At 39.1% G+C, this 24,121-nt stretch carries 24 protein-coding genes and 1 pseudogene; 21 read left to right on the top strand and 4 right to left on the bottom strand.

All coding sequences use genetic code 11. The features are described from left to right. Positions 1-98 precede the first annotated feature (98 nt). The 12 genes and pseudogenes from tkt to ubiA all read left to right on the top strand — a co-directional run bounded on the left by tkt (position 99) and on the right by ubiA (position 13,274). The gene (gene tkt / locus CVPH_RS08755; protein WP_201341350.1) at positions 99-2,084 is read left to right on the top strand and encodes a transketolase; all 1,986 of its coding nucleotides are present in this window, start codon (positions 99-101) and stop codon (positions 2,082-2,084) included. A 107-nt stretch (positions 2,085-2,191) separates the two neighbouring features. Next, positions 2,192-3,187, top strand: coding sequence for a type I glyceraldehyde-3-phosphate dehydrogenase (gene gap, locus CVPH_RS08750; RefSeq protein ID WP_201341349.1), 996 nt, complete (start codon positions 2,192-2,194; stop codon positions 3,185-3,187). Between the two features lie 40 nt (positions 3,188-3,227). After that, positions 3,228-3,620: pseudogene (locus CVPH_RS11375) on the top strand (DUF302 domain-containing protein). A gap of 18 nt (positions 3,621-3,638) precedes the next feature. Then, a complete protein-coding gene (locus CVPH_RS08735) occupies positions 3,639-4,814 on the top strand; it encodes a phosphoglycerate kinase (protein WP_201341347.1) in 1,176 nt (391 codons plus the stop codon). Continuing rightward, a complete protein-coding gene (pyk, locus tag CVPH_RS08730) occupies positions 4,807-6,249 on the top strand; it encodes a pyruvate kinase (RefSeq protein WP_201341346.1) in 1,443 nt (480 codons plus the stop codon). Before CVPH_RS08735 ends, pyk begins: the two co-directional genes overlap by 8 nt. Before the next feature lie 71 nt (positions 6,250-6,320). After that, entirely contained in the window at positions 6,321-7,382 is a 1,062-nt protein-coding gene (fba, locus tag CVPH_RS08725; RefSeq protein WP_201341345.1) for a class II fructose-bisphosphate aldolase, read from the top strand. A gap of 67 nt (positions 7,383-7,449) precedes the next feature. Beyond that, a complete protein-coding gene (gene mnmG / locus CVPH_RS08720) occupies positions 7,450-9,318 on the top strand; it encodes a tRNA uridine-5-carboxymethylaminomethyl(34) synthesis enzyme MnmG (RefSeq protein WP_201341344.1) in 1,869 nt (622 codons plus the stop codon). Further along, on the top strand, positions 9,315-9,926 hold the full coding sequence (gene rsmG / locus CVPH_RS08715; RefSeq protein WP_201341343.1) for a 16S rRNA (guanine(527)-N(7))-methyltransferase RsmG: 612 nt from the start codon (positions 9,315-9,317) through the stop codon (positions 9,924-9,926). Before mnmG ends, rsmG begins: the two co-directional genes overlap by 4 nt. Then, on the top strand, positions 9,923-10,684 hold the full coding sequence (locus CVPH_RS08710; RefSeq protein WP_201341342.1) for an AsmA family protein: 762 nt from the start codon (positions 9,923-9,925) through the stop codon (positions 10,682-10,684). The genes rsmG and CVPH_RS08710 overlap by 4 nt, the downstream gene beginning before the upstream one ends. Positions 10,685-10,729: 45 nt before the next feature. Further along, positions 10,730-11,500 carry a TatD family hydrolase gene (locus tag CVPH_RS08705; protein WP_201341341.1) on the top strand — a complete coding sequence of 257 codons (771 nt, stop codon included), beginning with the start codon at positions 10,730-10,732 and terminating at the stop codon, positions 11,498-11,500. Further along, positions 11,497-12,408 carry an RluA family pseudouridine synthase gene (locus CVPH_RS08700; protein ID WP_201341340.1) on the top strand — a complete coding sequence of 304 codons (912 nt, stop codon included), beginning with the start codon at positions 11,497-11,499 and terminating at the stop codon, positions 12,406-12,408. The genes CVPH_RS08705 and CVPH_RS08700 overlap by 4 nt, the downstream gene beginning before the upstream one ends. Beyond that, positions 12,405-13,274 (top strand): 4-hydroxybenzoate octaprenyltransferase, encoded by an 870-nt coding sequence (ubiA, locus tag CVPH_RS08695; protein WP_201341339.1) that lies wholly within the window; start codon positions 12,405-12,407, stop codon positions 13,272-13,274. The genes CVPH_RS08700 and ubiA overlap by 4 nt, the downstream gene beginning before the upstream one ends. 117 nt (positions 13,275-13,391) lie before the next feature. On the opposite strand, the gene CVPH_RS08690 is transcribed toward ubiA, so the two are convergent. Together CVPH_RS08690 and dapD are read right to left on the bottom strand one after the other, a co-directional pair. After that, the gene (locus tag CVPH_RS08690) at positions 13,392-13,745 is read right to left on the bottom strand and encodes an ElyC/SanA/YdcF family protein (protein ID WP_201341338.1); all 354 of its coding nucleotides are present in this window, start codon (positions 13,743-13,745) and stop codon (positions 13,392-13,394) included. Between the two features lie 82 nt (positions 13,746-13,827). Continuing rightward, entirely contained in the window at positions 13,828-14,643 is an 816-nt protein-coding gene (gene dapD, locus CVPH_RS08685; RefSeq protein ID WP_201341337.1) for a 2,3,4,5-tetrahydropyridine-2,6-dicarboxylate N-succinyltransferase, read from the bottom strand. 158 nt (positions 14,644-14,801) lie between these two features. Between dapD and ccoG the strand changes: the two genes are divergently transcribed. The 5 genes from ccoG (at position 14,802) to CVPH_RS08665 (ending at position 18,422) form a co-directional block, all read left to right on the top strand. Continuing rightward, positions 14,802-16,196, top strand: coding sequence for a cytochrome c oxidase accessory protein CcoG (ccoG, locus tag CVPH_RS08680; RefSeq protein ID WP_201341336.1), 1,395 nt, complete (start codon positions 14,802-14,804; stop codon positions 16,194-16,196). After that, a complete protein-coding gene (locus CVPH_RS08675) occupies positions 16,196-16,675 on the top strand; it encodes a FixH family protein (RefSeq protein ID WP_201341335.1) in 480 nt (159 codons plus the stop codon). The genes ccoG and CVPH_RS08675 overlap by 1 nt, the downstream gene beginning before the upstream one ends. A 362-nt stretch (positions 16,676-17,037) precedes the next feature. After that, complete coding sequence (locus CVPH_RS08670) at positions 17,038-17,202, top strand: hypothetical protein (protein ID WP_201340675.1); 165 nt, start codon at positions 17,038-17,040, stop codon at positions 17,200-17,202. A 225-nt stretch (positions 17,203-17,427) separates the two neighbouring features. After that, entirely contained in the window at positions 17,428-17,553 is a 126-nt protein-coding gene (locus tag CVPH_RS10865) for a hypothetical protein (protein ID WP_281064617.1), read from the top strand. Next, the gene (locus CVPH_RS08665) at positions 17,550-18,422 is read left to right on the top strand and encodes a toxin TcdB middle/N-terminal domain-containing protein (protein WP_225879642.1); all 873 of its coding nucleotides are present in this window, start codon (positions 17,550-17,552) and stop codon (positions 18,420-18,422) included. The genes CVPH_RS10865 and CVPH_RS08665 overlap by 4 nt, the downstream gene beginning before the upstream one ends. 245 nt (positions 18,423-18,667) lie before the next feature. On the opposite strand, the gene CVPH_RS08660 is transcribed toward CVPH_RS08665, so the two are convergent. Beyond that, entirely contained in the window at positions 18,668-18,859 is a 192-nt protein-coding gene (locus tag CVPH_RS08660) for a hypothetical protein (protein WP_201340673.1), read from the bottom strand. Positions 18,860-19,047: 188 nt separating this feature from the next. Between CVPH_RS08660 and CVPH_RS08655 the strand changes: the two genes are divergently transcribed. The 3 genes from CVPH_RS08655 to CVPH_RS08645 are packed head-to-tail and all read left to right on the top strand — an operon-like array spanning position 19,048 to position 20,198. After that, positions 19,048-19,287 (top strand): RHS repeat domain-containing protein, encoded by a 240-nt coding sequence (locus CVPH_RS08655; RefSeq protein ID WP_225879832.1) that lies wholly within the window; start codon positions 19,048-19,050, stop codon positions 19,285-19,287. After that, positions 19,259-19,636 (top strand): hypothetical protein, encoded by a 378-nt coding sequence (locus CVPH_RS08650; protein WP_201341334.1) that lies wholly within the window; start codon positions 19,259-19,261, stop codon positions 19,634-19,636. Before CVPH_RS08655 ends, CVPH_RS08650 begins: the two co-directional genes overlap by 29 nt. Then, complete coding sequence (locus CVPH_RS08645) at positions 19,599-20,198, top strand: hypothetical protein (protein WP_201341333.1); 600 nt, start codon at positions 19,599-19,601, stop codon at positions 20,196-20,198. Before CVPH_RS08650 ends, CVPH_RS08645 begins: the two co-directional genes overlap by 38 nt. A gap of 372 nt (positions 20,199-20,570) precedes the next feature. Here the strand turns inward: CVPH_RS08645 and CVPH_RS08640 are convergent, their stop codons facing one another. Beyond that, positions 20,571-21,284, bottom strand: coding sequence for an ATP-binding cassette domain-containing protein (locus CVPH_RS08640; RefSeq protein ID WP_201341332.1), 714 nt, complete (start codon positions 21,282-21,284; stop codon positions 20,571-20,573). Positions 21,285-21,390: 106 nt separating this feature from the next. Between CVPH_RS08640 and polA the strand changes: the two genes are divergently transcribed. Next, the gene (gene polA, locus CVPH_RS08635; RefSeq protein WP_201341331.1) at positions 21,391-24,120 is read left to right on the top strand and encodes a DNA polymerase I; all 2,730 of its coding nucleotides are present in this window, start codon (positions 21,391-21,393) and stop codon (positions 24,118-24,120) included. The last annotated feature ends 1 nt before the right edge of the window (position 24,121 follow it).

The following is a 24,121-nucleotide window of genomic DNA, read 5'->3' as shown; positions in this document are numbered from 1 at the left end:
ATGGCTACTTTATTTTTATAAAACAATCATTTGGGAGCGCCTTGATTAAAGAGTAGTTTTTACGTATAATTATTCAGTTTTTGTTCAAGGAATTTTATATGCCATCACGCAGAGATTTAGCAAATGCCATTCGCGCTTTAAGCATGGATGCAGTTCAAAAGGCAAAGTCAGGACACCCAGGCGCACCAATGGGTATGGCAGATATTGCACAGGTGCTTTGGAACGATCATTTGAAGTATAACCCAATACACGCTAAGTGGGCTGATCGCGACCGTTTTGTATTATCAAACGGACATGGTTCAATGCTGATTTATTCATTGCTACATTTATCAGGTTATGATCTTAGCATAGATGATATTAAAAATTTTCGTCAATTACATGCCAAAACCGCAGGTCATCCTGAATATGGTTATGCAGATGGTATTGAGACAACAACAGGCCCATTGGGACAAGGCGTTGCTAATGCAGTTGGTATGGCAATTGCTGAGCGTACGCTAGGGGCGCAATTTAACAAGCCAGGTTATGACATTGTTGACCACAACACCTATGTATTTATGGGTGATGGCTGTTTAATGGAAGGCTTGTCTCACGAGTCTTGCGCTATGGCAGGCACGTTAGGGCTTGGCAAATTGGTTGCGTTTTGGGACGATAATGATATCTCTATTGATGGTCATATTTCTGACTGGATGGAAAAAGACGTAGCGGGTCGTTTTGAGTCTTATGGTTGGCATGTTGTTCGTGATGTTGATGGCCATGATGCTGATGCAATTAATGCGGCAATTATCGTTGCTAAAGCTGAAACTACCAAGCCTTCACTTATTTGTACACGCACAATCATTGGTTTTGGTTCGCCTAATTTATGCGGCACGCACAATTGTCATGGTGCGCCACTGGGTGATGATGAAATTGCAGCAACTCGCAAAGAATTAGGTTGGGATTCTGCACCATTTGAAATCCCTGCAGATATTTACGCAGGCTGGGACCATAAAGAAAAAGGTGCTACTGATGAATCAGCTTGGGATGTTAAGTTTGCAGCTTATAAGGTAGAGTTTCCAGTGGATGCTGCTGAGTTTGAGCGTCGTATATTGGGTGATTTGCCTGTTAATTTTGCAGTTGAAATGGATAAATTTATTGCTAAAATGCAAGAAGAAATGCCAAGCATTGCTTCCCGTCAAGCCTCTCAACGTGCGATTGAGGCTATGGGTCCTTTATTGCCAGAAATGTTTGGCGGTTCTGCTGATTTGACCGGTTCTAACCTAACCAACTGGTCAGGCACTGTTAAAGTGAATGCACAAAACGCAAACGGTAATTATATTTCATGGGGTGTTCGTGAATTTGGCATGGCGCACATGATGAATGGCATGGTACTTCATGGTGGTTTTAAAGTTTACGGTGCAACTTTCTTTATGTTTATGGAATTTATGCGTAATGCATTACGCATGTCCGCACTGATGAAAATTGGCACAATTTATGTTTATACCCATGACTCTATTGGTTTGGGTGAAGATGGTCCTACGCATCAGCCGGTTGAGCAGTTAGCAACCATGCGCATGATTCCTAATTTCCAGTCTTGGAGAGGGTGTGATGCTGTTGAATCAGCGGTATCTTGGAAAATGGCGATGCTTAGAGGCAATGCACCAACAGGATTGGTCTTTTCACGTCAAACCTTAACAGCAATGGCGAGAACTTCTGAGCAAGTGGCTAATATTGAAAAAGGCGGTTATGTCCTTAAAGATTGTGAAGGTGTGGCTGATATTATCTTTATTGCAACGGGCTCTGAAGTGGGCTTGGTAATTGAAGCAGCGACGGCAATGAATGTCAAGGTGCGCGTTGTTTCAATGCCTTGTACAAATGCTTATGACGACCAAGACCAAGCTTATAAAGATTCAGTTTTAACACCAGGTGTTAAACGTCTTGCGATTGAGGCAGGTGTTGGTGATGGATGGTATAAATACGTAGGTCTAGATGGTGATGTGGTTTGTATGACAACCTTTGGTGAGTCTGCACCAGCGGATCAATTATTTAAAGCATTTGGCTTTACAACAAAGAATGTTATTGCAAAAGCAAAAGCTGTTATTGGTTAAATAATGAATTTAAGCACGACGAAAGTTACTGATGATTTTTTTAGTGTTTTTTACGAGATTTATGCCCAAATGGCATAATGTAATGAAGTAAAAAAAAGGAGTGAGAAATGGCAATAAAAATAGGTATTAATGGTTTTGGTCGTATTGGTCGCATGGTGTTTCGTGCAATTGCAAAGGATTTTCCAGAACTAGAAGTAGTCGGTATTAACGACTTATTAGATAATGATTACTTAGCATATATGCTTAAGTATGATACAGCTCACGGTCGTTTTGACGGCGATATTGCAGTTGATGGTGATAATTTTGTCATCAATGGCAAAAAAATTCGCTTGTCAGCTGAAAGCAATCCTGCTGATCTTGCATGGGGTGATATTGATGTAGATGTAGCGATTGATTGTACTGGTTTTTTCTTAACAGAAGAATCTTGTCAAGCACATATTGATGCAGGTGCAAAAAAAGTAGTTCAGTCAGCGCCTTCTAAAGACAGTACACCAATGTTTGTATATGGTGTAAACCACACCGAATATGCAGGTCAAGCCATTATTTCAGCGGCGTCTTGTACCACGAATTGTCTTGCACCAATTGCTAAAGTGATTAATGATAATTGGGGCTTAAAGCGCGGTCTAATGACAACAGTTCATGCATCAACAGCAACACAAAAAACGGTTGATGGTCCTTCAATGAAAGATTGGAGAGGTGGTCGTGCGGTGTTTGAGAATATCATTCCTTCATCAACAGGTGCTGCTAAAGCAGTCGGCGTTGTATTGCCAGAGCTTAATGGCAAATTAACAGGCATGGCGTTTCGCATTCCATCAGTTGATGTTTCAGTAGTTGATTTAACTTGCGAGTTAAACAAAAGCGCCACTTATGAGCAAATTTGTGACGCTATGAAAGAGGCATCAGAAAACTCAATGAAAGGCACATTGGCTTATACTGAAGACTCGGTTGTATCAAGTGATTTCCGTGGTTTTAGCGCTTCTTCAATTTTTGATTTTGGTGCGGGTATTGCACTGGATGATACGTTTGTTAAAGTTGTGTCTTGGTATGATAACGAGTATGGCTATACTTGTAATATGCTTCGTTTAATTGAACATATTGCTTAAACTATTAAAAATACGGATCGTGTTATGAGCCGTGCTTTTTATGTCAAATTTATATATTAAAAGCTCACAACTTGGTGTTAGTGAGGTAATTGAAAAACTCAAACAAGCTGTTATAAACAACCAGTTTGGCATTTTGCATGCTTTTGATATTAAGCAAACACTGGCTAACAAAGGTCAAGAGTTGACAGAAGAATGTCACGTATTTGAGGTTTGAAATCCAAAAGTTGCAAAAGATATTCTTGAAAAGGATGTTAATTTAGCCATCATGTTGCCGTGTCGAATTTCGGTATATACTCAGGATAATGTTACCAAAGTTGGATTGGCATTGCCCTCTAGGCAAATTGTCCAACTGTCAAACATTAATGGGCTGTTGCCATTAGTTGAGCCTGTTGAAAAAAGCCTGATTAAAATTGTTGATCAGTCTATTGCATAAATAAGTAGGAGAATTATTATGTTAGTTATTAATCTATCAGATTTGGATTTAAGTTCAAAACGAGTGTTAATTCGTCAAGACCTTAATGTACCAATTTCTAATGGGGTTGTTACCAGTGATAAGCGCATTAAGGCTTCACTACCAACCATTGAAATGGCTTTAAAACAAGGCGCTAAAGTCATGCTAATGTCACACCGTGGTCGTCCAACCGAGGGTGAGCTAAGTGATGAATTTAGCCTGCAGCCTGTTGCTGATCGTTTGAGTGAATTATTAAACACCACAGTGCGTTTAGAAAAAGACTGGCTGGATGGTGTTCAGATGAATGATGGTGAGGTGGTACTTTGTGAAAATGTACGCTTTAATGCTGGTGAAATGGCTAATGACGATAGCCTATCTAAGCGCATGGCTTTGATGTGTGATATTTTTGTGATGGACGCATTTGGTACCGCGCACCGCGCTCAGGCCTCTACTCACGGTGTTGCTAAATATGCACCCATTGCTTGTTCAGGCCCATTATTATCGGGTGAACTTGATGCGCTTGGCAAGGCATTAAATAACCCTAAGCGCCCAATGGTTGCGATTGTTGGTGGTTCTAAGGTTTCAACAAAGTTGACCGTACTTGAATCTTTATCCAAAATAGTGGATCAGTTGGTTGTAGGTGGTGGTATTGCCAATACCTTTATTGCAGCTCAGGGTTTTAATGTGGGCAAATCTTTGTGTGAACATGATTTAATTCCAACGGCCAAAAAACTCATGGAAGGTTGTGAAATTTCAGTGCCAACAGACGTGGTTTGTGGCAAGGAATTTTCAGAGACCGCAGAAGCACAAACCAAGGCCTCGATAGAAGTTGCTGATGATGACATGATCTTTGACATTGGACCTGAGTCTGCTAAGCAACTAGCTGAGATTATGAAAAATGCAGGCACGATTGTGTGGAACGGTCCAGTTGGTGTGTTTGAATTTGATCAATTTTCTAGTGGTACCAAGATACTAGGTAAGGCAATTGCTGAATCTGATGCATTTTCAATTGCTGGTGGTGGTGATACATTGGCAGCTGTTGATAAATACGGTATTGAAGACAAGATAAGCTATATTTCAACAGGCGGCGGTGCATTTTTAGAGTTTTTAGAGGGTAAAACATTGCCAGTAGTAGAAATTTTAGAACAAAGGGCTGCGGGTGTAGATTTTGCCTAGAAGAACTAAGATATTAGCCACACTTGGTCCTGCAACGGATAAAGAAGGTGTGTTAGACAGCATTCTTGAAGCAGGCGTTAATGTTGTGCGTATTAATTTCTCGCACGGCTCAGAAAAAGAACATTTAAACAGAGTCAAGGCAGTACGCACTTGGGCGCAAGCCAATCAGACTTATGTGGGTGTTTTGATGGATCTTCAAGGCCCTAAAATTCGTATTGCTACTTTCAAAGATGGTATGAAAATCCAATTGAATAATGGTGATACCTTTGCACTTGATGCTGACTTGGATGATCATTTAGGCAGCCAACATTCGGTGGGTATTGCGTATAAAAAATTACCACAAGAGGTGCAGATTGGTAATATTTTATTATTGGATGATGGAAAAATAGTATTAGAAGTTACTAGTATTAAAGGCAATAAAATTAATACCATTGTGACACAAGGTGGTATTTTGTCAGATAAAAAAGGCATTAATCTTCGTGGCGGTGGCTTGTCTGCTAATGCATTGACTGAAAAAGACAAAAAAGACATCATAATTGCAGCAAAAGCTAAAGCAGATTACGTGGCTTTATCATTCCCAGTTAGTGGCGATGATGTGCGTGAAACTAAGCAATTATTAAAACAGGCAGGTTGTGATGCTGGTGTAATTTCAAAAATTGAACGTGCTGAGTCTTTGGTGGAGGGTGTTATTTTAGATATCATCAAAGAGTCGGCAGGCATTATGGTAGCACGTGGCGATTTAGGTGTTGAAATTGGTGATGCACAGTTACCTGCACAACAAAAACGCTTAATTAAGTTGGCCAGATCAAATAATCGAATTGTTATTACTGCAACACAAATGTTGGAATCAATGATTATCAGCCCAATTCCAACTCGTGCTGAGGTTTTTGATGTTGCTAACGCAGTATTAGACGGTACTGATGCAGTGATGCTTTCAGCTGAAACAGCAGTAGGTGATTTCCCTGAAAATGCTGTTAAAACTATGCACGATGTTTGTATTGAAGCTGAAAAAAATCCCATTGCTAAAATATCCCACCATCGTCTTGACGAAACCTTTACTTATATTGATGAAACCATTGCTATGAGTGCAATGTATGCTGCTAATCATATGGGTGCTAGGGTGATTGCAACCTTAACAGAAAGTGGTAAAACTGCCATATGGATGTCAAGAATTAGTTCAGGTATTCCTATTGTAGCGATGTCTGATAAAGTATCGACTTTGCAAAAAGCTACCCTTTATAGAGGGGTTCATCCTTGTTTTTTGCCAACTAGAAAAGATTGGGCAAAGATAAACAAGGCTGTTATCAAGCGTTTACAAGTTGGCGATTTTGTTTATGATGGCGATACTGTTATACTAACTAAGGGTACGTATACAAATAAGTCTGGCGGCACAAATCTGATGAAAATTTTGACAGTGGGTGATTCAGAGTATTAAAATAAGAGTAAAAAAGCGTAACTATTAAATAGAAAAATGCTAAACTTTAACGACTTAAAAAGGAGAAAAATATGTTAGTTTCATTAAGAGAATTATTAGACCACGCGGCAGCCAACAACTACGGTATGCCAGCATTCAATATTAACAATATGGAGCAAGTCCATGCTATTATGCAGGCTGCAGATAAAACCAATAGCCCTGTTATTATGCAAGGTTCTGCTGGTGCAAGGGGCTATGCAGGCGAGCCGTTTTTACGCCATTTAATTTTAGCAGCAACTGAAATGTACCCGCATATTCCAGTGGTTATGCATCAAGACCATGGTTCTGAGCCATCTGTCTGTCTGCGCTCAATTCAATCGGGTTTTTCATCAGTGATGATGGATGGTTCATTAGAAGCAGACATGAAAACACCGGCTTCATTTGAATATAATGTTAATGTGACTGCTGAAGTTGTGAAAATGGCACACGCAGGTGGCGTTTCCGTTGAAGGTGAGTTGGGCTGTCTAGGTTCATTAGAAACTGGCATGATGGGCGAAGAAGATGGCCATGGTGCTAAAGGTAAGTTAGATTTAGATATGTTGCTAACTTCAGTTGAAGAAGCCGCTGATTTTGTTAAAGCAACTAATGTTGATGCATTGGCCATTGCTATTGGCACCTCGCATGGTGCTTATAAGTTTACCCAAGAGCCAACAGGCGATGTGTTGCGCATTGACAGAATTAAAGAAATCCATGCACGTATTCCAGATACACATTTAGTGATGCATGGTTCTTCTTCAGTGCCACAAGACTGGTTAAAAATTATTAACGATTTTGGTGGTGACATGGGTCAAACTTATGGCGTTCCTGTAGAAGAAATTCAAGAAGGCATTAAACACGGTGTACGTAAAGTTAATATTGATACCGATTTACGCATGGCGTCAACAGGCGCAGTTCGCAGACACTTGGTTGAAAACACATCAAACTTTGATCCGCGTAAATTCTTAAAAGAAGCAACCAGTGCAATGAGTGATATTTGTGCAGCACGTTTTGAAGCGTTTGGCTCAGCGGGCAATGCAGATAAAATCAAAGTTTCTTCATTAGATACCATGAGTCAAAAATATCTTTCTGGTGAACTGGATGCCCAAGTAAGGTAGGCAGCCTAACAGCTCAAAATAAAAAAGGCTTGTTTTAACGGGTCTTTTTTATTTTGAGTTATAAACCATGGAACAAACTAAGCATTATTCAGTGATTGTCATTGGTGGCGGTCATGCTGGCACAGAAGCAGCACTCGCAAGCGCTCGTATGGGTGTTTGTACGTTGCTTATTTCTCATAACATTGAAACACTTGGACAAATGAGTTGTAACCCTGCAATTGGAGGGATTGGCAAGGGACATTTGGTTAAGGAAATTGATGCGATGGGTGGTGTTATGGCACGCGCGATTGACAAATCTGGGATACAATTTCGTACGTTGAATACTTCAAAAGGCCCTGCAGTCCGTGCAACTCGTGCGCAGGCTGATCGTATTTTGTATAAGGCACAGATTCATTATGTTTTAGAAAATCAAGACAATCTATCTTTGTTTCAACAAGCAGTTGATGATTTAATCATTGAGCATGATCAAATTAAAGGTGTAGTGACTCAGATGGGGCTTGCTTTTATGGCAGATAAGGTTATTTTAACATCAGGTACTTTTTTGGGCGGTGTTATCCATATTGGACAGCGTAATTTTCAAGGTGGTCGTGCAGGTGATGTGCCATCAAATGCCTTATCAAGAAAATTGCGCTCTTACGATTTAGGTGTTAGTCGACTAAAAACGGGCACACCTCCAAGACTGGATGGTAGAACGTTAAATTATTCCCTCATGCAGATACAACCAGGGGACACGCCACTGCCGACGTTTTCATTCATGGGGGTTAAAGAAGACCACCCAAGGCAAATTCCTTGCTATATCACGGATACCAACGAAAAAACCCATGACTTTATTCGCACTGGATTAAAAGACTCACCTATGTTTACTGGTAATATCGAAGGTATTGGCCCTAGATATTGTCCGTCAATTGAAGACAAGGTGGTGCGTTTTAGTGAGCGTGATTCACATCAAATTTTTGTTGAGCCTGAGGGACTGACCACCAATGAGGTTTATCCAAATGGGGTGTCCACATCGTTGCCTTATGAGGTACAACTAGATTTTATTCATTCAATTAAGGGTTTTGAAAATGCACATATCATACGTCCAGGTTATGCAATTGAATATGATTTTTTTGATCCCAAGGGGTTAAAACAGACGCTAGAAGTTAAGAAAATCTCAGGGCTGTATTTTGCTGGGCAAATTAATGGCACTACAGGCTATGAAGAAGCAGCAGCTCAAGGGTTGTTGGCAGGTGTTAATGCGGTATGTGCCACACTAGAAAAAGATGCTTGGTTACCAAAACGCGATGAGTCCTATATTGGCGTTATGGTGGATGATTTGATTACCAAAGGCACGAATGAGCCTTATCGAATGTTTACCTCGCGTGCTGAATATCGCTTGTTATTAAGAGAGGATAATGCGGATGAACGTCTCACGCCTAAGGCTAAAGAACTTGGGTTGATTAGTGAGGCACGTTGGCAGTCTTTTCAAGTTAAATATGAGGCTATTTTGCAAGAAAAAAAGCGTCTTAAGAATACTTGGATACAGGCGAGTGACACTCAAGCTGGCGTGGTTTTAAATCAAAGTTTAAACCACGAATATTCTCTGTTTGAATTGCTTAAACGGCCTAAAGTTGATTATCAAGTATTAAGCCAAATCGAATCTGGCAAGCCATTTTTAACAGATACTACTTTAATTAATTCAGTTGAAAATCAAATTAAATATGCTGGTTACATTAAGCGTCAATTAGAGGAAATTGAAAAATACCGAAAAAATGAAAATACAGCATTATCTGCAGATATAGATTATGACTCAATTAAAGCACTTTCTGCTGAGGTCAGACAAAAACTTGAACTGCACAAGCCAGAGACCATTGGTCAAGCAAGTCGAATTCAAGGCGTTACTCCTGCCTCTATTTCTATTTTATTGGTTTATTTAAAAACGTATCAGTCAAAATGAGCTCTGAAGCGTTGTTAATAGAAGGTGCCAGCTTGATGGGTATTAAGCTTGAAAGTGAACAAATCAGCAAATTGATGAACTATCTTGAGTTGATTATTAAATGGAATAAGATTTACAATCTAAGCGCCATCAGAACTACAGAACAAGGCGTTTACAAGCATTTATTAGATAGTCTATCAGTTATTGCGTATATTAAAGATCAGCCCTTATTAGATGTTGGTTCTGGTGCGGGTCTACCAGGCATTGTGATTAGTATTATGAAACCCGATCTTTCAGTTACTGTGCTTGATGCAGTTGGTAAAAAATGTCGTTTTATGCAATTTGCCAAAACCCAACTACAATTGAAAAATCTTAATGTAGTTAATAATAGGGTAGAAAATTATCAAGTTGAGTTTCGCTTTGGACAAATTATTTCAAGAGCCTTTTCAGAGGTTGAAGCAATATTAAAATTGACACAACATTTATTATGCGATAATGGTGAATACTTGCTAATGAAAGCAGCGAGCTTTCAACAAGAGACACTACCTCATGGTATAGACATTCAGCCGTTATACGTTCCAGAAGTCTTAGGCAGGCGATATTTATTAATTCTTAGGAGAGAAAAATGAAAAAAATAGGGTATTTTTTAATAGGTTTGATTATTGTTTTAGCGCTTGTTATGACGTTTGCATTTGACCCAATGGGTAAAAAATATGCACAACAATATGCACAAAATTTACTCAAAACACCGGTAACCATTAGCCAATTTAGCAGTAGTTTTTTAGATAAGCGTCTAAATATTGATTTTATTGAAGTGCAGAACCCACCAAATTTCAACAATAAAGATGCCTTTTCTTTGGACCACTTTGTATTAAAAATAAGTGATGAAACCACCTCAGATTTGATTGTCATTGATGAGCTATCTTTTGATAGCATGCATTTTGTTTTAGAACAAAATAAGGCCAATGTGAATTTAGTTACGCTAATTGACAACCTAGATAAAGCTAGCAGTAATGCCACTTTATCTTCATCTGAAAAGACTCAAAGTGCTGGTAATAAAAGGATTAAGATTAATCAATTTAATGTCATTAATACCACGTTAAAAATTGACACAAAGTGGCTTAAAGAAACCATTAAAGTGCCTAATATTAACCTTGAAAAATTCGGTGGTGGTAGTGGCATTGCACTTAATCAAGTGGGTCAAGAATTGATGACGGTTGTGCTTAAAAATCTAAAAGGCGCTTTAGAGAAAAAAGGTATTGAACTGGGTAAGAAAGAAATTAAAGAATCCCTAATGCGTAAATTAGGGATTGATAATATTAAAGAAAAATTTAACTTAGATAAAATTAAAGACTCGCTAGATTTTGGTGGCACAGAAGAGCTATAAAACAAAGCCAAAGATCTATTTAAGTAACTTGGTTTTTAATTAATTGTGCAAATAGTTGACTCGCATTGTCATCTCGATAGAGTAGATTTATCCGCTTTTGGTGGTAGTGTTGAGCGCATGCTTGCTCATGCTAAAGGATTATCGGTAACGCAATTTTTATGTGTGTGTATTGATTTAGAGCATTTCGATGAAGTGCTTTCTTTGGTGAAAAACTATTCGCAAATTTACGGCTCAGTTGGTGTACATCCTTGTGAACTGGAGGGTAAAGATCCAAGTGTGGAGGAATTGTTAGCATTGGCAGAACATGACAAAATTATTGCTATTGGTGAAACCGGTTTGGATTATTTTCATGTTGAAAAAGACACTGCTGACTGGCAAAGAAATCGTTTTAGGCGGCATATTAAAGCCTCAAACCAATCAGGCAAGCCGATGATTATTCATACACGTAATGCCAAAAAAGACACCATTGCCATTATGCAAGCCGAAAAAGCTGAACAAGGCGTTATGCATTGTTTTTCTGAAGATTGGGAAACTGCCAAGGCGGCATTGGATTTAGGTTTTTTTATTTCTTTTTCTGGCATTATTACCTTTAAAAGCGCTCAAGATTTACGTGAAGTAGCAAAAAAAGTACCCAGAGATAGATTACTAGTTGAGACCGATTCGCCCTATTTAACACCTATACCTTATAGAGGCAAGCCTAATTCACCAGCTTATAGCTATTATGTTGCTGAAAAGTTAGCTGAAATTCGTGACGTGAGTATTAATGATATTGCCAATACAACCACAAATAATTTTGAACAACTTTTCTTAGCATGAGTGTGAGTTTTCAAACCGTTGATGAATTTTCACAAGGCCAACGCCTGGATAATTATTTACTTAAAACACTTAAAGGCGTTCCCAAATCACACATCTATCGGGTCATTCGCAAAGGCGAGGTGCGCGTTAATAAAGGCAGAAAAAAAGCAGACTATAAACTCATTTTGGATGATGTTGTGCGTATTCCACCGGTTAAAGTGTCTGTCACTAAGTCTGTATATACCTCAGATAGTCTAGAAAAATTATTAATCAATGCCAAGTTGTATGAGGATAAGGGCTTACTTATTATCAACAAGCCAAGTGGCTTGGCAGTGCATAGTGGTTCTGGGGTTGATGTTGGCGTTATTGAAGCGCTTAGACAAATGTATAAAGAGCCCATTGAATTGGTGCACAGATTAGATCGCGCCACTTCTGGGGTGCTTTTAATTGCCAAGAAGCGTAACGTGCTAAAAAACTTGCACGAGCAGCTAAGTCAGCACACCGTTGAAAAACGCTATACAGCTCTGGTTAAAGGAATTTGGTCAAAAAAGCGTCATACTATTGATGCGCCACTTTATCAAAACTCAAGATACGTTGTGGTAGATGCTAAGGGTAAATATGCAATTAGTCATTTTCAGCCACTTAAAATTTTTTCCGCTGGGGATTTTTCCGCTTCATTGGTTGAAATTAGTATTGAAACTGGACGCACTCACCAAATTCGCGTGCACGCAAAGTATGCTGGACATGCACTGGCTTGTGATGATAAATATGGGGACAGAGAATTTGACAGACAAGTTAAATTCAAAGGCTTGAAAAGATTATTTCTGCATGCGCATCAACTTATTTTTACCAATCCATTAACCAATGATACTCAGAAAGTGAATGCACCTTTACCAGTCGAACTGGAAGAATTTTTAGCCAAATTATGAACCCGCAGCCCAAGACTACTTCCTTCGGGGCGTATTTGCGCCTGATGCGTTTAGACAAGCCAATTGGTATTTATTTATTATTATGGCCAACATTATGGGCATTGTTTTTGGCGGAAGAAGGAGTGCCTGATCTAAAATTGCTGTTGATTTTTGTTTTGGGTGTTGTTTTAATGCGATCAGCAGGTTGTGTGATTAATGACTATGCAGACAGACACATTGATAAACTTATAGAACGCACTAAACACAGACCCATTACCTCAGGTGAGATTAATCATGAATCTGCGCTTAAATTGTTCGTACTACTAATCGTGCTAGCATTTGTATTAGTGTTATTAACCAACTACTTAACCATTCAACTTGCGATGATTGCAGCACTATTAGCAATCTTGTATCCATTTACTAAGCGTTGGACTCATTTGCCACAGTTTGTGCTAGGCCTGGCATTTGCTATGAGTGTGCCAATGGCTTTTTCAGCAACCCTTAATACCATACCAATTATTGCTTGGTATGTATTTGCAGCAACGATAATTTGGACAGTGATTTATGACACGATGTACGCCATGGCTGACCGGGAAGAAGATTTAAAAATTGGGGTCAAATCAACCGCCATTTTGTTTGCTAAATTTGACCGATTAATCATCGGAATTTTGCAAATTGGATTGTTGTTAATTTTAATAAAAATATCAGACGTTTTCAATCTGACTATCCTTTATGATATTTCATTAGTCTTAGTTGCGTTGTTAATGATTTATCATCAATATCTTATTAGAAATCGTAAGAAGAGTGCTTGTTTTCAGGTATTTTTACATAATCATTATATAGGCATGGTCATTTTTGTAGGTATTACATTATCTGTTGCTGTATAAGTATTTTGGCGTATTAAAATACTTTTTTTAATAAATTAGATAATGCCGGGTAATGCCTAAGAACTCATGAATGGCAACTTTTTATTTTTTAAAAGCACCAATAGTTGGTTGAGTAAGCTATGCCTGATTTTTTCCATGAAAATCTGTAGGCGCAGCAATTGGGTTTATGCCCATATTTTTGAATAGTGTCATGGCTCTAGGTATATGCGATACTGAAGCGACAAGCGCAAAAGACTTGTCATGAATGATTGATTTAGCAAACACCGCCTCTTCTCGAGTGTCTTTTAGCTGTCCGTTAACGATGATACTTTGATTGACTAATGCCCGCACAATTTTTGCATTGGTTATGAGGTTGCTTGACCCTGCATAACCAGTAAAAACCATCTTTAAATTGTGATTATTGGTGGCCTTAAAGATGCGAACATCCTCTATGGTTCTTTTTAAGCTGGCATTGCCAATTTGGCTAGACAATGGCCAGTTAGTATTAACCCTAATAGCGCAACAAAAAAAGTAATGAACTTTTTTGCTAAGAAAAGAAGCGTCATTTGCTTGTTTAAATGCCTCGTAAAAGCTCGTTGATGCTAACTTTAGAGCGTGTCTTGGCATCAACTTGTTTGACAATTACCGCACAATAAAGCGAATAAGTGCCATCCTTGCTTGGTAAATTACCAGATACAACTACTGAACCAGCAGGAATACGCCCATACGTAATTTCACCCGTTTCACGATTGAAAATTTTGGTGGATTGCCCAATATAAACCCCCATTGAGATAACTGCGCCTTGTTCAACAATAACGCCTTCCACGACTTCTGACCTAGCACCAATAAAACAGTTGTCTTCAATAATCGTTGGACTGGCCTGTAATGGCTCTAGTACACCACCAATGCCAATACCACCTGATAGATGAACGTTTTTACCGATTTGTGCGCATGAGCCAACCGTTGCCCAAGTGTCTACCATCGTGCCTGAGTCCACATAAGCACCAATATTGACATAACTGGGCATCAACACTGTATCTTTAGCAATGAAAGAGCCGCGGCGTGCACTTGCTGGTGGCACCACACGAACACCTGCTGCATTAAATTCATCTGCTGACATATCAGCAAATTTAGAAGGTACTTTGTCAAAGTATTGAGTAAAACCACCTTGCATAACGACATTGTCTTCTAATCTAAAAGATAACAGGACTGCTTTTTTCAGCCATTCGTTAACAACCCAATCGCCCACACCTTTTTGCTGTGCAACACGCGCCTGGCCTGAATCAAGTAAATGGATGGCTTCAGTAACCGCTTGTTTGATTTCCATGCTGGCTGATTGTGGGTTAATATTGGCTCTATCTTCAAAGGCTTGTTCAATAATATCTTTCATGTTAAATCCTGTCCAAAAAATTAGGCATTATATCAGCAAGCGCGTTTTGTTGATAAGTAGTGGGTTTAAATTGTTGTATTTTTTGATGTAAATCAAGAAAAAAATTAGGATTGATGATATGATATGCAAGATTAAAATATCCCATTAAAGAGGCAAGCATGGCAGACAAAAAAATCCAAGTAGAAAGCCTATATGAAGAGGGTGAGCAATGGGTACAAAACCTAGGAGATGAAACTATTCATGCAAAACGCATGAATGGAAAATTCCGTAATTTAAAATGGTTGGCCATTATTGCTTGGTCGCCATTTTTTATTGGTCCATATCTTACTTGGAATGATAAGCAAGCCATTTTATTTGATATGGATAAAAGGCAGTATCACTTATTTGATATTACTATTTTCCCACAAGACATTTGGATGCTCACCATGGTGTTGCTATTTTTAGCGATTTTATTAGCAGCAATGACTACTGTTCTGGGTCGAGTATTTTGCGGTTATTTTTGTTTTCAAACGATTTGGACGGATATTTTTACCAAAATAGAGCAATGGATTGAAGGCACGCCAGCCCAACGCCGAAAGCTAGACAAGGCACCAATGAGTTTTAATAAACTCAAACTCAAACTGACTAAGCACTCTATTTGGGCAGCAATCGCACTTTTCTCCGGCATTACTTGGATGCTGTATTTTGGGGTCACTTGGGCTGATTATTTTAAGGGCGATGTTACCTCTACAACGATAGCCATCACCGCCGCTATTGCGTTTGGTGCTTATGTATTTGCTGGGTTTATGAGAGAGCAAACTTGCTTGTGGATTTGCCCATATGCACGTATTCAAGGGGCAATGGTTGATGATCAAAGCATTTTGCCAACTTATGACCATTATCGTGGCGAGCAACGCGGTAGACTTAAAAAAGGTGAGTTTGTTGAAGGATTTGGTGATTGTATTGATTGTCATCAATGCGTTGCTGTTTGCCCAACAGGTGTTGATATTCGCAAAGGTCAAGAATATGGCTGTATTACTTGCGGGCTGTGTATTGATGCTTGTGATTCGGTAATGGAGAAGGTTGGCAAGCCTAAAGGCTTAATTCGTTATACCTCCTTAGCTGAGATGAAATTTAACAAGCCAGTTAAAGCACTTTATAAGCGCCCAAGAGTTATTATTTATGCGTCAATATTATTAGCGGCATTATCAGTATTGACTTATGGCATTTTAAATCTTGCGCAAATGGACTTAAAAGTACTGCACGACAGACAGCCACTATTTGTACAGCTTTCTGATGGTTTAATTCGTAATAAATACGAGCTCAAAGTCATGAATAAGACAGACAAAGTTATGCCAATTAGCATTAGTTTTAACAGTAAAATTGAAAATTTAAAATCTAAAAAAGCACTCAAAGTAGTAATGATTCCAAGCGGTAATGTTAAATCTATTTATGTTTATTTAACCGCCTTTGAAAGTGACGTAGGTGCCGATAACGATGTTATATTTGTGGTTAAAAGCGAACAAGCCACTTTAGAATATAAGACTTCATTTTTCACACCCAAGAGTATGTAATGAGTATTCACAAAAGCCCAATCATGATGGCCATGTTAGTGCTGTTTATCACTTTAGTGGGCGCGACTGTCTATCGAATTATTACCGCACTTGAAACCCATCCAGGGTTAGTGGTTGAAGATGCATATTCGAGTGGCAAACGCTACGCAGAAACACTAAACCACAAGAACCAATTAGCGCGACTTGGCTGGACATTAAACCTTACTACTCCTAAAGTTGTAGCGCATAATATTAAACAAATCTATACGGCTAATAGTGCACAGAATGGCAAGATTTTAGCAAGCGCTTTGGTTACAGCATATTTTTATCGTCCTTTAGAAAAAGCACACGATTTTTCTATCGATATGGCATTTCACCAAGAAATAAATCAATATCAAGCACAAGTAACACTACCCTTAAAAGGGCGCTGGGATGTGGTGGTTGAAGTGGTTAAAGGGGAGTTTGTACAAAGAACTTCTAGAAAGCTATTTGCCCAATAGTTTTAATTTAGTTAAGTAATTTTTTTATAAAAACCTTGTAGAAGGTTGGATTCCTTATGATAGAATTCCTTTAACTTATTCAAACACCTAGGAGCATCCATGCCCACCAACTAGCGCTACCTGTCCTTCGGTATCGCTGTTTTTGTTGTTGCTCTTATCATCTTCTCCCTCAACATTGACACTCAACCTAATAACAACACCTCATCTATATTCACCCAAACAACCCAATCTGACACACACCAAACCCAAGCAAACGCAACCACAAACATTGACACCAACCACCCTAGTTGACAGCACCGCAGGTAGCTTCAGCGTTAACCAAGACGCTGTCAACTACACCATCCCCATCACTGTCCCACCCGGTGTTGCAGGCATGCAACCCGAACTCAGAACTCAGTATTAACTACAACTCAAACGCTGGTAACAGCATTCTAGGCATGGGCTTTAGCTTAGGTGGCTTATCTCCCATCCACCGCTGTTCAAAGACCACTGCTACTGATGGCATCAAAGGCGGCATTCAACTATGACGATAACGACAGATGCTGCCTAGATGGGCAAAGGCTCATCGTCATATCAGGCAACAATGGACAAGCCAACTCAGAATACCGCACTGAGATTAATAACTTCAGCAAAGTTAAATACAATGGTAACCACTGGACAGTGAAACCAAATCAGGGTAAACCTTTGGGTATGGTAATACACAAGACTCAAAGATTAAAGCCCAAGGTAAATCAACCATTAGACTCTGGGCAGTGAATAGAGTCACAGATGCTACAAACAATGCTGTTAACTATGTCTATGATGAAGACAATGCAAATGGCGAATACACGCTTAATAGAATTAATTATGCTAATAATTCGGTTAGGTTTGTTTTATGAAGACAGAGAAGATGATATTAAAACTAAATTCAAAAATAGAAACTACTAAGCGACTAAGAAATATTCAAACTTTTGCAAACAACAGTTTGGTTAGGGATTATCAGGCTAACTATCAATACAGTAGCAAGCCAGAAACCAGTCAGATTACTGAAATTATACAAAAGACGGGCGGTGGTGAGGAGACTCTTAGTCCAATTGTTTTTACTTGGGATGAAATAGACCTGCCTGTTCATGGTAAGTCTGGTCAATGCTACAGACAAAGTTATAAATATAGAGGCTGGGGACGTAGCAAGCCATCAGAATTAGTTGGATATAATGAGGGTGATATTGAGGGTTTCTATCCAAATGGAATAGCGAGATATAGCTACTTACTTGAGTTTGTCGATGTCAATGGCGATGGGCTGAGTGATATGATTGTTAAAGGAAAGGCGTTTTTATCTAATGGTTCTAGTTTTTATGCTAATAAGCATCTCGGCTCTTGTGGTAGAGTTATTTATAAGAATTATGAGATTAGAACCTATAAAAATGACACCTATGGTTATGCCGATGTCAATGGTGACGGCAAGGCAGACTTTATTAAATCAAGTGATGGTATGGTTACAGTATCCTTGTCAACCTTTGATAAGACAAAAACAATTACTAGCATTGATAACGGCTTTAACATTAGCACTACAATTAATTACAAGCCTTTAACGGGTGAGGGTATCTACCAACAAGAGGCAAAAGCATACCACCCAAACAAAAACATTTATGCGCCCATGTTATTGGTCTCCAGCACAGCAACCAACAACGCCATTGGTGGACAAAACACCGCCACCTACCAAAATACGGTGGCGCAAAGGTCAATCTCCAAGGTCGTAGCAACCTAGGCTTTACTTGGATTGAATCTTTCGATGAACAATCCAACAAATTCACCCACACCGAATACAATCAAGACTACCCTTATGTAGGACAAATAAGTAACACTCAAGAATACATTAAAACCAATAACAATCGCCAACTATTAAACAGCCAAACCAACACCCACCAAGACAAGTCCAGCCATAACAACAAAATACACGCCCCTTACCTAACCCAAAGCCTCTCAAAGTCTTTTGATTACAACTCAAACGCATTACTCACCACCACAACCACCAGCCAATCCAACATTGACGATTACAGCAACGTAGTCGACCACCACAGGCAATGTGGAAAGACCTTCACCAAAACCACCACCAGTGGCACTGACATCACTACCAGAAGTATCACCACTGAGTATTCCCAAGACGGCAAATTCCCACTCACCACCACGCCATAGTGAGACCAAAACCTATGACAACATAACAAGCAACCTATTAACCCTCACAAGCCCCGACCAAACTAGATACTTACACTATGACAACCTAGGCAGCATCGACACCATCACCGATGGCCAAGGCAATGTCGTGGAAAGAATGAGCCGCGGCCGCCTTTGGCGAAAGGAGAAAGGCAGACTGGCGCGCAGCTGACCCACTCCTGCCCATCATCCTAGCACTCACTAACCGAGGCTTTACTGGGCATGAGCACATTGATGAGATGGGGCTGATTCACATGAACAGTTGGGTATATGACCCGCAGATTGGGCGTTTTCTTTCAGCAGATTCACATATACAAGTGCCTTACAACACACAGAGTTACAACAGATATACGTACGCACTCAATAATCCACTTAAATACACAGACCCAAGTGGCTATTTGGGGGAGTGCCATCTTTAACGTAGTAGTTGCAACAGCAGTAGTGGTTGTGCAAGTTGTTACTGCTGTTATTTCTACCGTATGGCAGGTAGGTTCTGCAATTTTTAATACAGTAGGCACTATGGCAAATTCAATAGACGGTGCTATTGGTGCAACTGGTAAAATACTAACTGCAATTACCCAAGGTGCACAAATAGGCTTTGTTGGTGGTATTACAGGCGGCTCACTTGAGAGTGCAAATAAAGGCGCAAGCACAGGATTGGCACAAAGTATCGGACACAATTGGCTTGGTACTGGTGAAGGGCTTACAGGTATTAACAAGCACATTGCCCATGGCTTTGTTCAAGGAGCAAGTAGTCAAAATTCTTAGGGGCAATTTTAAAGATGGGTTTACGGGTGGGTTTTCAGGTTCCTTAGTAGGAGATTACACACCTAAAACAAATAATAGAATTACAGATACTATTATTACAGCAACAGCAGGGGGTGTTGCAGCAGAACTAGGTGGAGGTAAGTTTACGAATGGGGCGAGGAGTGCGACGTTTGTGAATTTGTTTAATCATTTAAATATAACAGAACAGTGCGTGGCTCAATGCCATGATAATAATATTTCCAGCCAACATGGGCATTTAACCAGCAATGAGAGAATGCTCTTAGGTGCTCCTGCTTATGCAGTAGGAGGTGGTGCATATGTGGCAGGAGCAAAAGGCTTGGTAAGTTTGGGTCGTTATGTGCCTACTGTTTTTGATAAGATACGCACTTGGTGGTATTCAGGTGTAGCTAGTGGTTTGACGGTTATGAGCAATCCTGCAGTGCAAATCAGGGCGGCGGATTTTGTTGCTGGTTACTCAATATCTGGAGCACCTCCACCATCTCCATTAGGGTATGCTGGGTCTGGTGTAAATATAATAAATAGTTATATGGACAATAAATAAGATGCGATTATTGAAAGCTTATTTATTTATGTTGTTTGGCTTGTGTTTGAGTGTATGGTCATTTTTTCATTGGAGAGCTTCTGGATTTAAAGTTTCTGGAGGGTATAACGCAGGTCAAATTGATGATGGATTATTTTTCTTTCTTTATGGCCTATTTGAAAAAAATATTTAAGATAAAAAGTAATAAAGGGGATGCTACCCTTTAATTACAAAACCCTGTTAGAATACACCTTATGCCAAGACAACCTCGCAGTATATTTGCTAATACCCTCTATCACATTACTCTAGTAGGCCTAGAAAGGGTAGAAAATAAGATACTGTCTTAAAAAGATTGACTTTTAAGACAGTATCTTATCTTTTTTATCTTGTATATTAATGCTTGTGGTCATGACCATGCTTGTAAGTGGCCATAAGTTCATCTATTTGGTCGGCAAATAAATCATTAAATTGAGCGTCTTTTAAAATGGCTTCTGGTTGTCCCATGCAGCAAATATGGTGGTATAGACATAAGACTTGGGTTGATTCTTTCATGACTCTATGCAGGTCGTGTGATACCATGAGCACGGCACAATTTTGTTGTTTGTGAATATCTTGAATGAGTTTATATAGGTGCATTTGGCCATTTACATCAAGGTTTTGGGCGGGCTCATCAAGGATTAAGGCATTGGGCTTTGCAAGTAAGGCGCGAGTCAGTAATACACGCTGTATTTCGCCACCAGATAAATTTTTTAATGATAAATGTAGCAATGTTTCAATGCCTGTGAGTGTGGCAGTATCTGTTAAAAACTGGGCATTAATTTTTTGGTTGAGTTTTAGAAAATCAATGACTGAAATGGGGATAAACTCATTGGGGATGAATTTTTGTGGTGTATAGCCTAGCCTAATATGCTTAGATTTTTTAATCTTGCCATTGTCAGGGGTAATAAGTCCAAGCAGGATTTTAATTAATGAACTCTTTCCAGCACCATTTGGACCAATTAAGGTAATGAATTCGCCTGTTTTTAATTCAAAACTAACGTCATCAAGCACCTTCTTGCCATGAAGGCTAAGACTAATATGATTTACACTAATAAGGACTTCTGACATGGGCTAACAATGATGAATGACTAGTTTGTATTTTATACGTATAATTTATATATTTTGGTTTATCTTATGCCCGCGTGAATGTTCAAAAATTGGTAAAATCTAGTCCATGCCACATAAACTAATTTTAATGGATGGCTCGGCTTTTTTGTTCCGAGCTTATTTTTCTACGCTAAAGCAAAACTTAACCAATCAAGATGGTTTTCCAACAGGCGCTATGTTTGGTGTTATTAATGCCATTAAACGCCTTCAAAAGCAGTATCCAGAGGCTAAGATAATTACCATATTTGACGCCAAAGGTAAGAACTTTAGACACGATATTTACCCGCAATACAAAGCACATAGAAAGCCAACTGATAGCGAATTGGTGATGCAAATTGAGCCTTTGTATGAGATTATTAAAGCCATGGGGTTTCATTTTATGTGTGTGCCTGATGTTGAAGCGGATGATGTGATTGCCACCTTGAGTTGCTGTGCCAATCAAAATAATATTAAGACTATTATTGCTAGTGGTGATAAAGATTTAATGCAATTAGTGGGCGCTAATATTTCTCAATTAGACATGAAAGGCGCTGTGTATGATCGCCAAGGTGTGATTGAAAAAATGGGTGTTGCACCAGAGAAAATTTTAGACCTTTTAGCCTTAACTGGGGATAGTGTAGATAATATTCCTGGTGTGCCTAGCGTTGGTCCTAAAACAGCCATTAAATGGTTGCAAACTTATAGCGATATTGCAGGTGTTAAGGAAAATTCAATACAAATTAAGGGCAAGGTGGGTGAAAAGTTACGTGATAATTTTGATTTGTTGGATTTATCTCATCGGTTAGTTAAGCTTAAATTTGATGTTGCCTTGCCTTGTAATATCTTGGATGACGAGTCAGGACAAGATATTGCCAAACTAGCTGATTTGTATCAGCAGTATGGCTTTTCGATGTGGTTAAAACAACTGGGCAATGTGCCTATACTAGAGCAAGTAGGGACTCAAGCCATTGAAATAGCTGAAAATACTGGTAATGTGGTTGATGTTCTTGAGGGCTATTCACAGACATTGGTGCTAGATTTAGATGTGTTTGACACAATGCTTAATCGGCTTAAAACCTCAAAGACGTTTGTATTTGACTTAGAAACCACGTCGCTAGATTATATGAATGCCGCCATTGTTGGTTGGGTATTTTTAGTTGATAAGGATAGTTTTTATGTGCCTGTTGGTCATGATTATTTAGATGCGCCAAGGCAGTTGGATTTTAAGGCTGCGCTTAATCAGCTAAAGCCAATTTTAGAGGATGTGTCTATTGGAAAAGTTGGGCAAAATCTAAAATATGATGCACACATCTTAGCCAATTACCAAATTGATTTGCAAGGCATTAGTGATGATACCATGGTGAAATCTTATTGCTTAAATTCAGTTGCCACAAGGCATAATATGGATGATTTGAGTGAATATTACTTGAATCATCAAACCATTCATTTTGCTGATGTGGCAGGCAAAGGCAAAAAACAAATTACTTTTAATCAAGTAAATTTAGAAATTGCCTTTCCTTATGCCTGTGAAGACGTGATAGTGACGGATTTGTTAAATCATGTATTGGATGGGGAAATTGCCCAATATCCCAAGTTAGTTAAGTTGTATCAAAACCTAGAATTGCCATTGATTAAAGTCTTGTTGCGTATGGAGCGTAATGGTGTTGAATTAGACGTGAACGCACTAAGCGCCCAACAGATAGACATTATTCAACAAATGAAGGATATTCAGGCTCAAGCGTTTGAGCTGGCAGGTGGTGTGTTTAATCTTGAGTCGCCTAAGCAAATTCAACAAATTTTATTTGAACCCGAAGGTTTAGGACTAACCCCTTTGAAAAAAACCCCCAAAGGCGCACCTTCTACGAATGAAGAGGCGTTAAAGCTTTTAGACCATCCATTGGTTGATTTAATATTAAGCTACCGTACATTAACCAAGCTTAATTCCACGTATCTTGAAGCATTGCCCAGGCAAATTGATTTAAATACGCATAGGCTTCATACTTCTTATCATCAGGCAGTAACTGCTACAGGTCGGTTATCATCGAGTAATCCAAATTTACAGAATATTCCTATTCGCACCACACAAGGTGCGCGTATTCGTGGTGCGTTTATTGCTGGTAAAGATAACGTTATTATTGCTGCTGATTACTCGCAAATTGAACTGCGAATTATGGCGCAATTATCTCAAGATGAAGGCCTATTAGACGCTTTTAATCATGATAAAGACGTGCATAGTACAACGGCATCAACCATGTTTAATGTACCAATTGATGAGGTGAAAAAAGAACATCGTTGGCGTGCTAAGGCCATTAATTTTGGCTTAATTTATGGCATGAGTGCCTTTGGTTTGTCAAAAAAAATTGATGTTTCCAGGACTGAAGCAAAACAATATATTGATGCTTACTTTGATAATTATCCTAGTGTGTTACATTACATGGACAATACCAAAGAAAGCGCAAAAGTACAAGGCTATGTTGAAACTGTTATGGGCAGACGCTTGTATTTACCACAAATTAATGCCAAGAATAAAATGCTACAACAACACGCGCTTAGAACTGCCATTAATGCACCCATGCAAGGCTCTTCAGCAGATATTATTAAAAAAGCAATGCTTGATGTTCATGCGTGGATTGGGCAAAACAATCCAAATATTAGAATGATTATGCAAGTACACGATGAGTTGGTGTTTGAAGTAAGCACATCAAAAGCTGATGAATTTGCTCATAAAATACAAGACTTAATGGCCAAAGCCTATCCATTAGATATTCCTCTTAAAGTAAATGTGGGGATTGGCAGTTCTTGGCAACAAGCACATTAAA

This window comes from Abyssogena phaseoliformis symbiont OG214 (genome assembly GCF_016592595.1).
GTDB lineage: Bacteria > Pseudomonadota > Gammaproteobacteria > PS1 > Pseudothioglobaceae > Ruthia.
The sequence above is the reverse complement of the archived record's forward strand: the minus strand, read 5'-3'. Positions and strand labels throughout refer to the sequence as shown.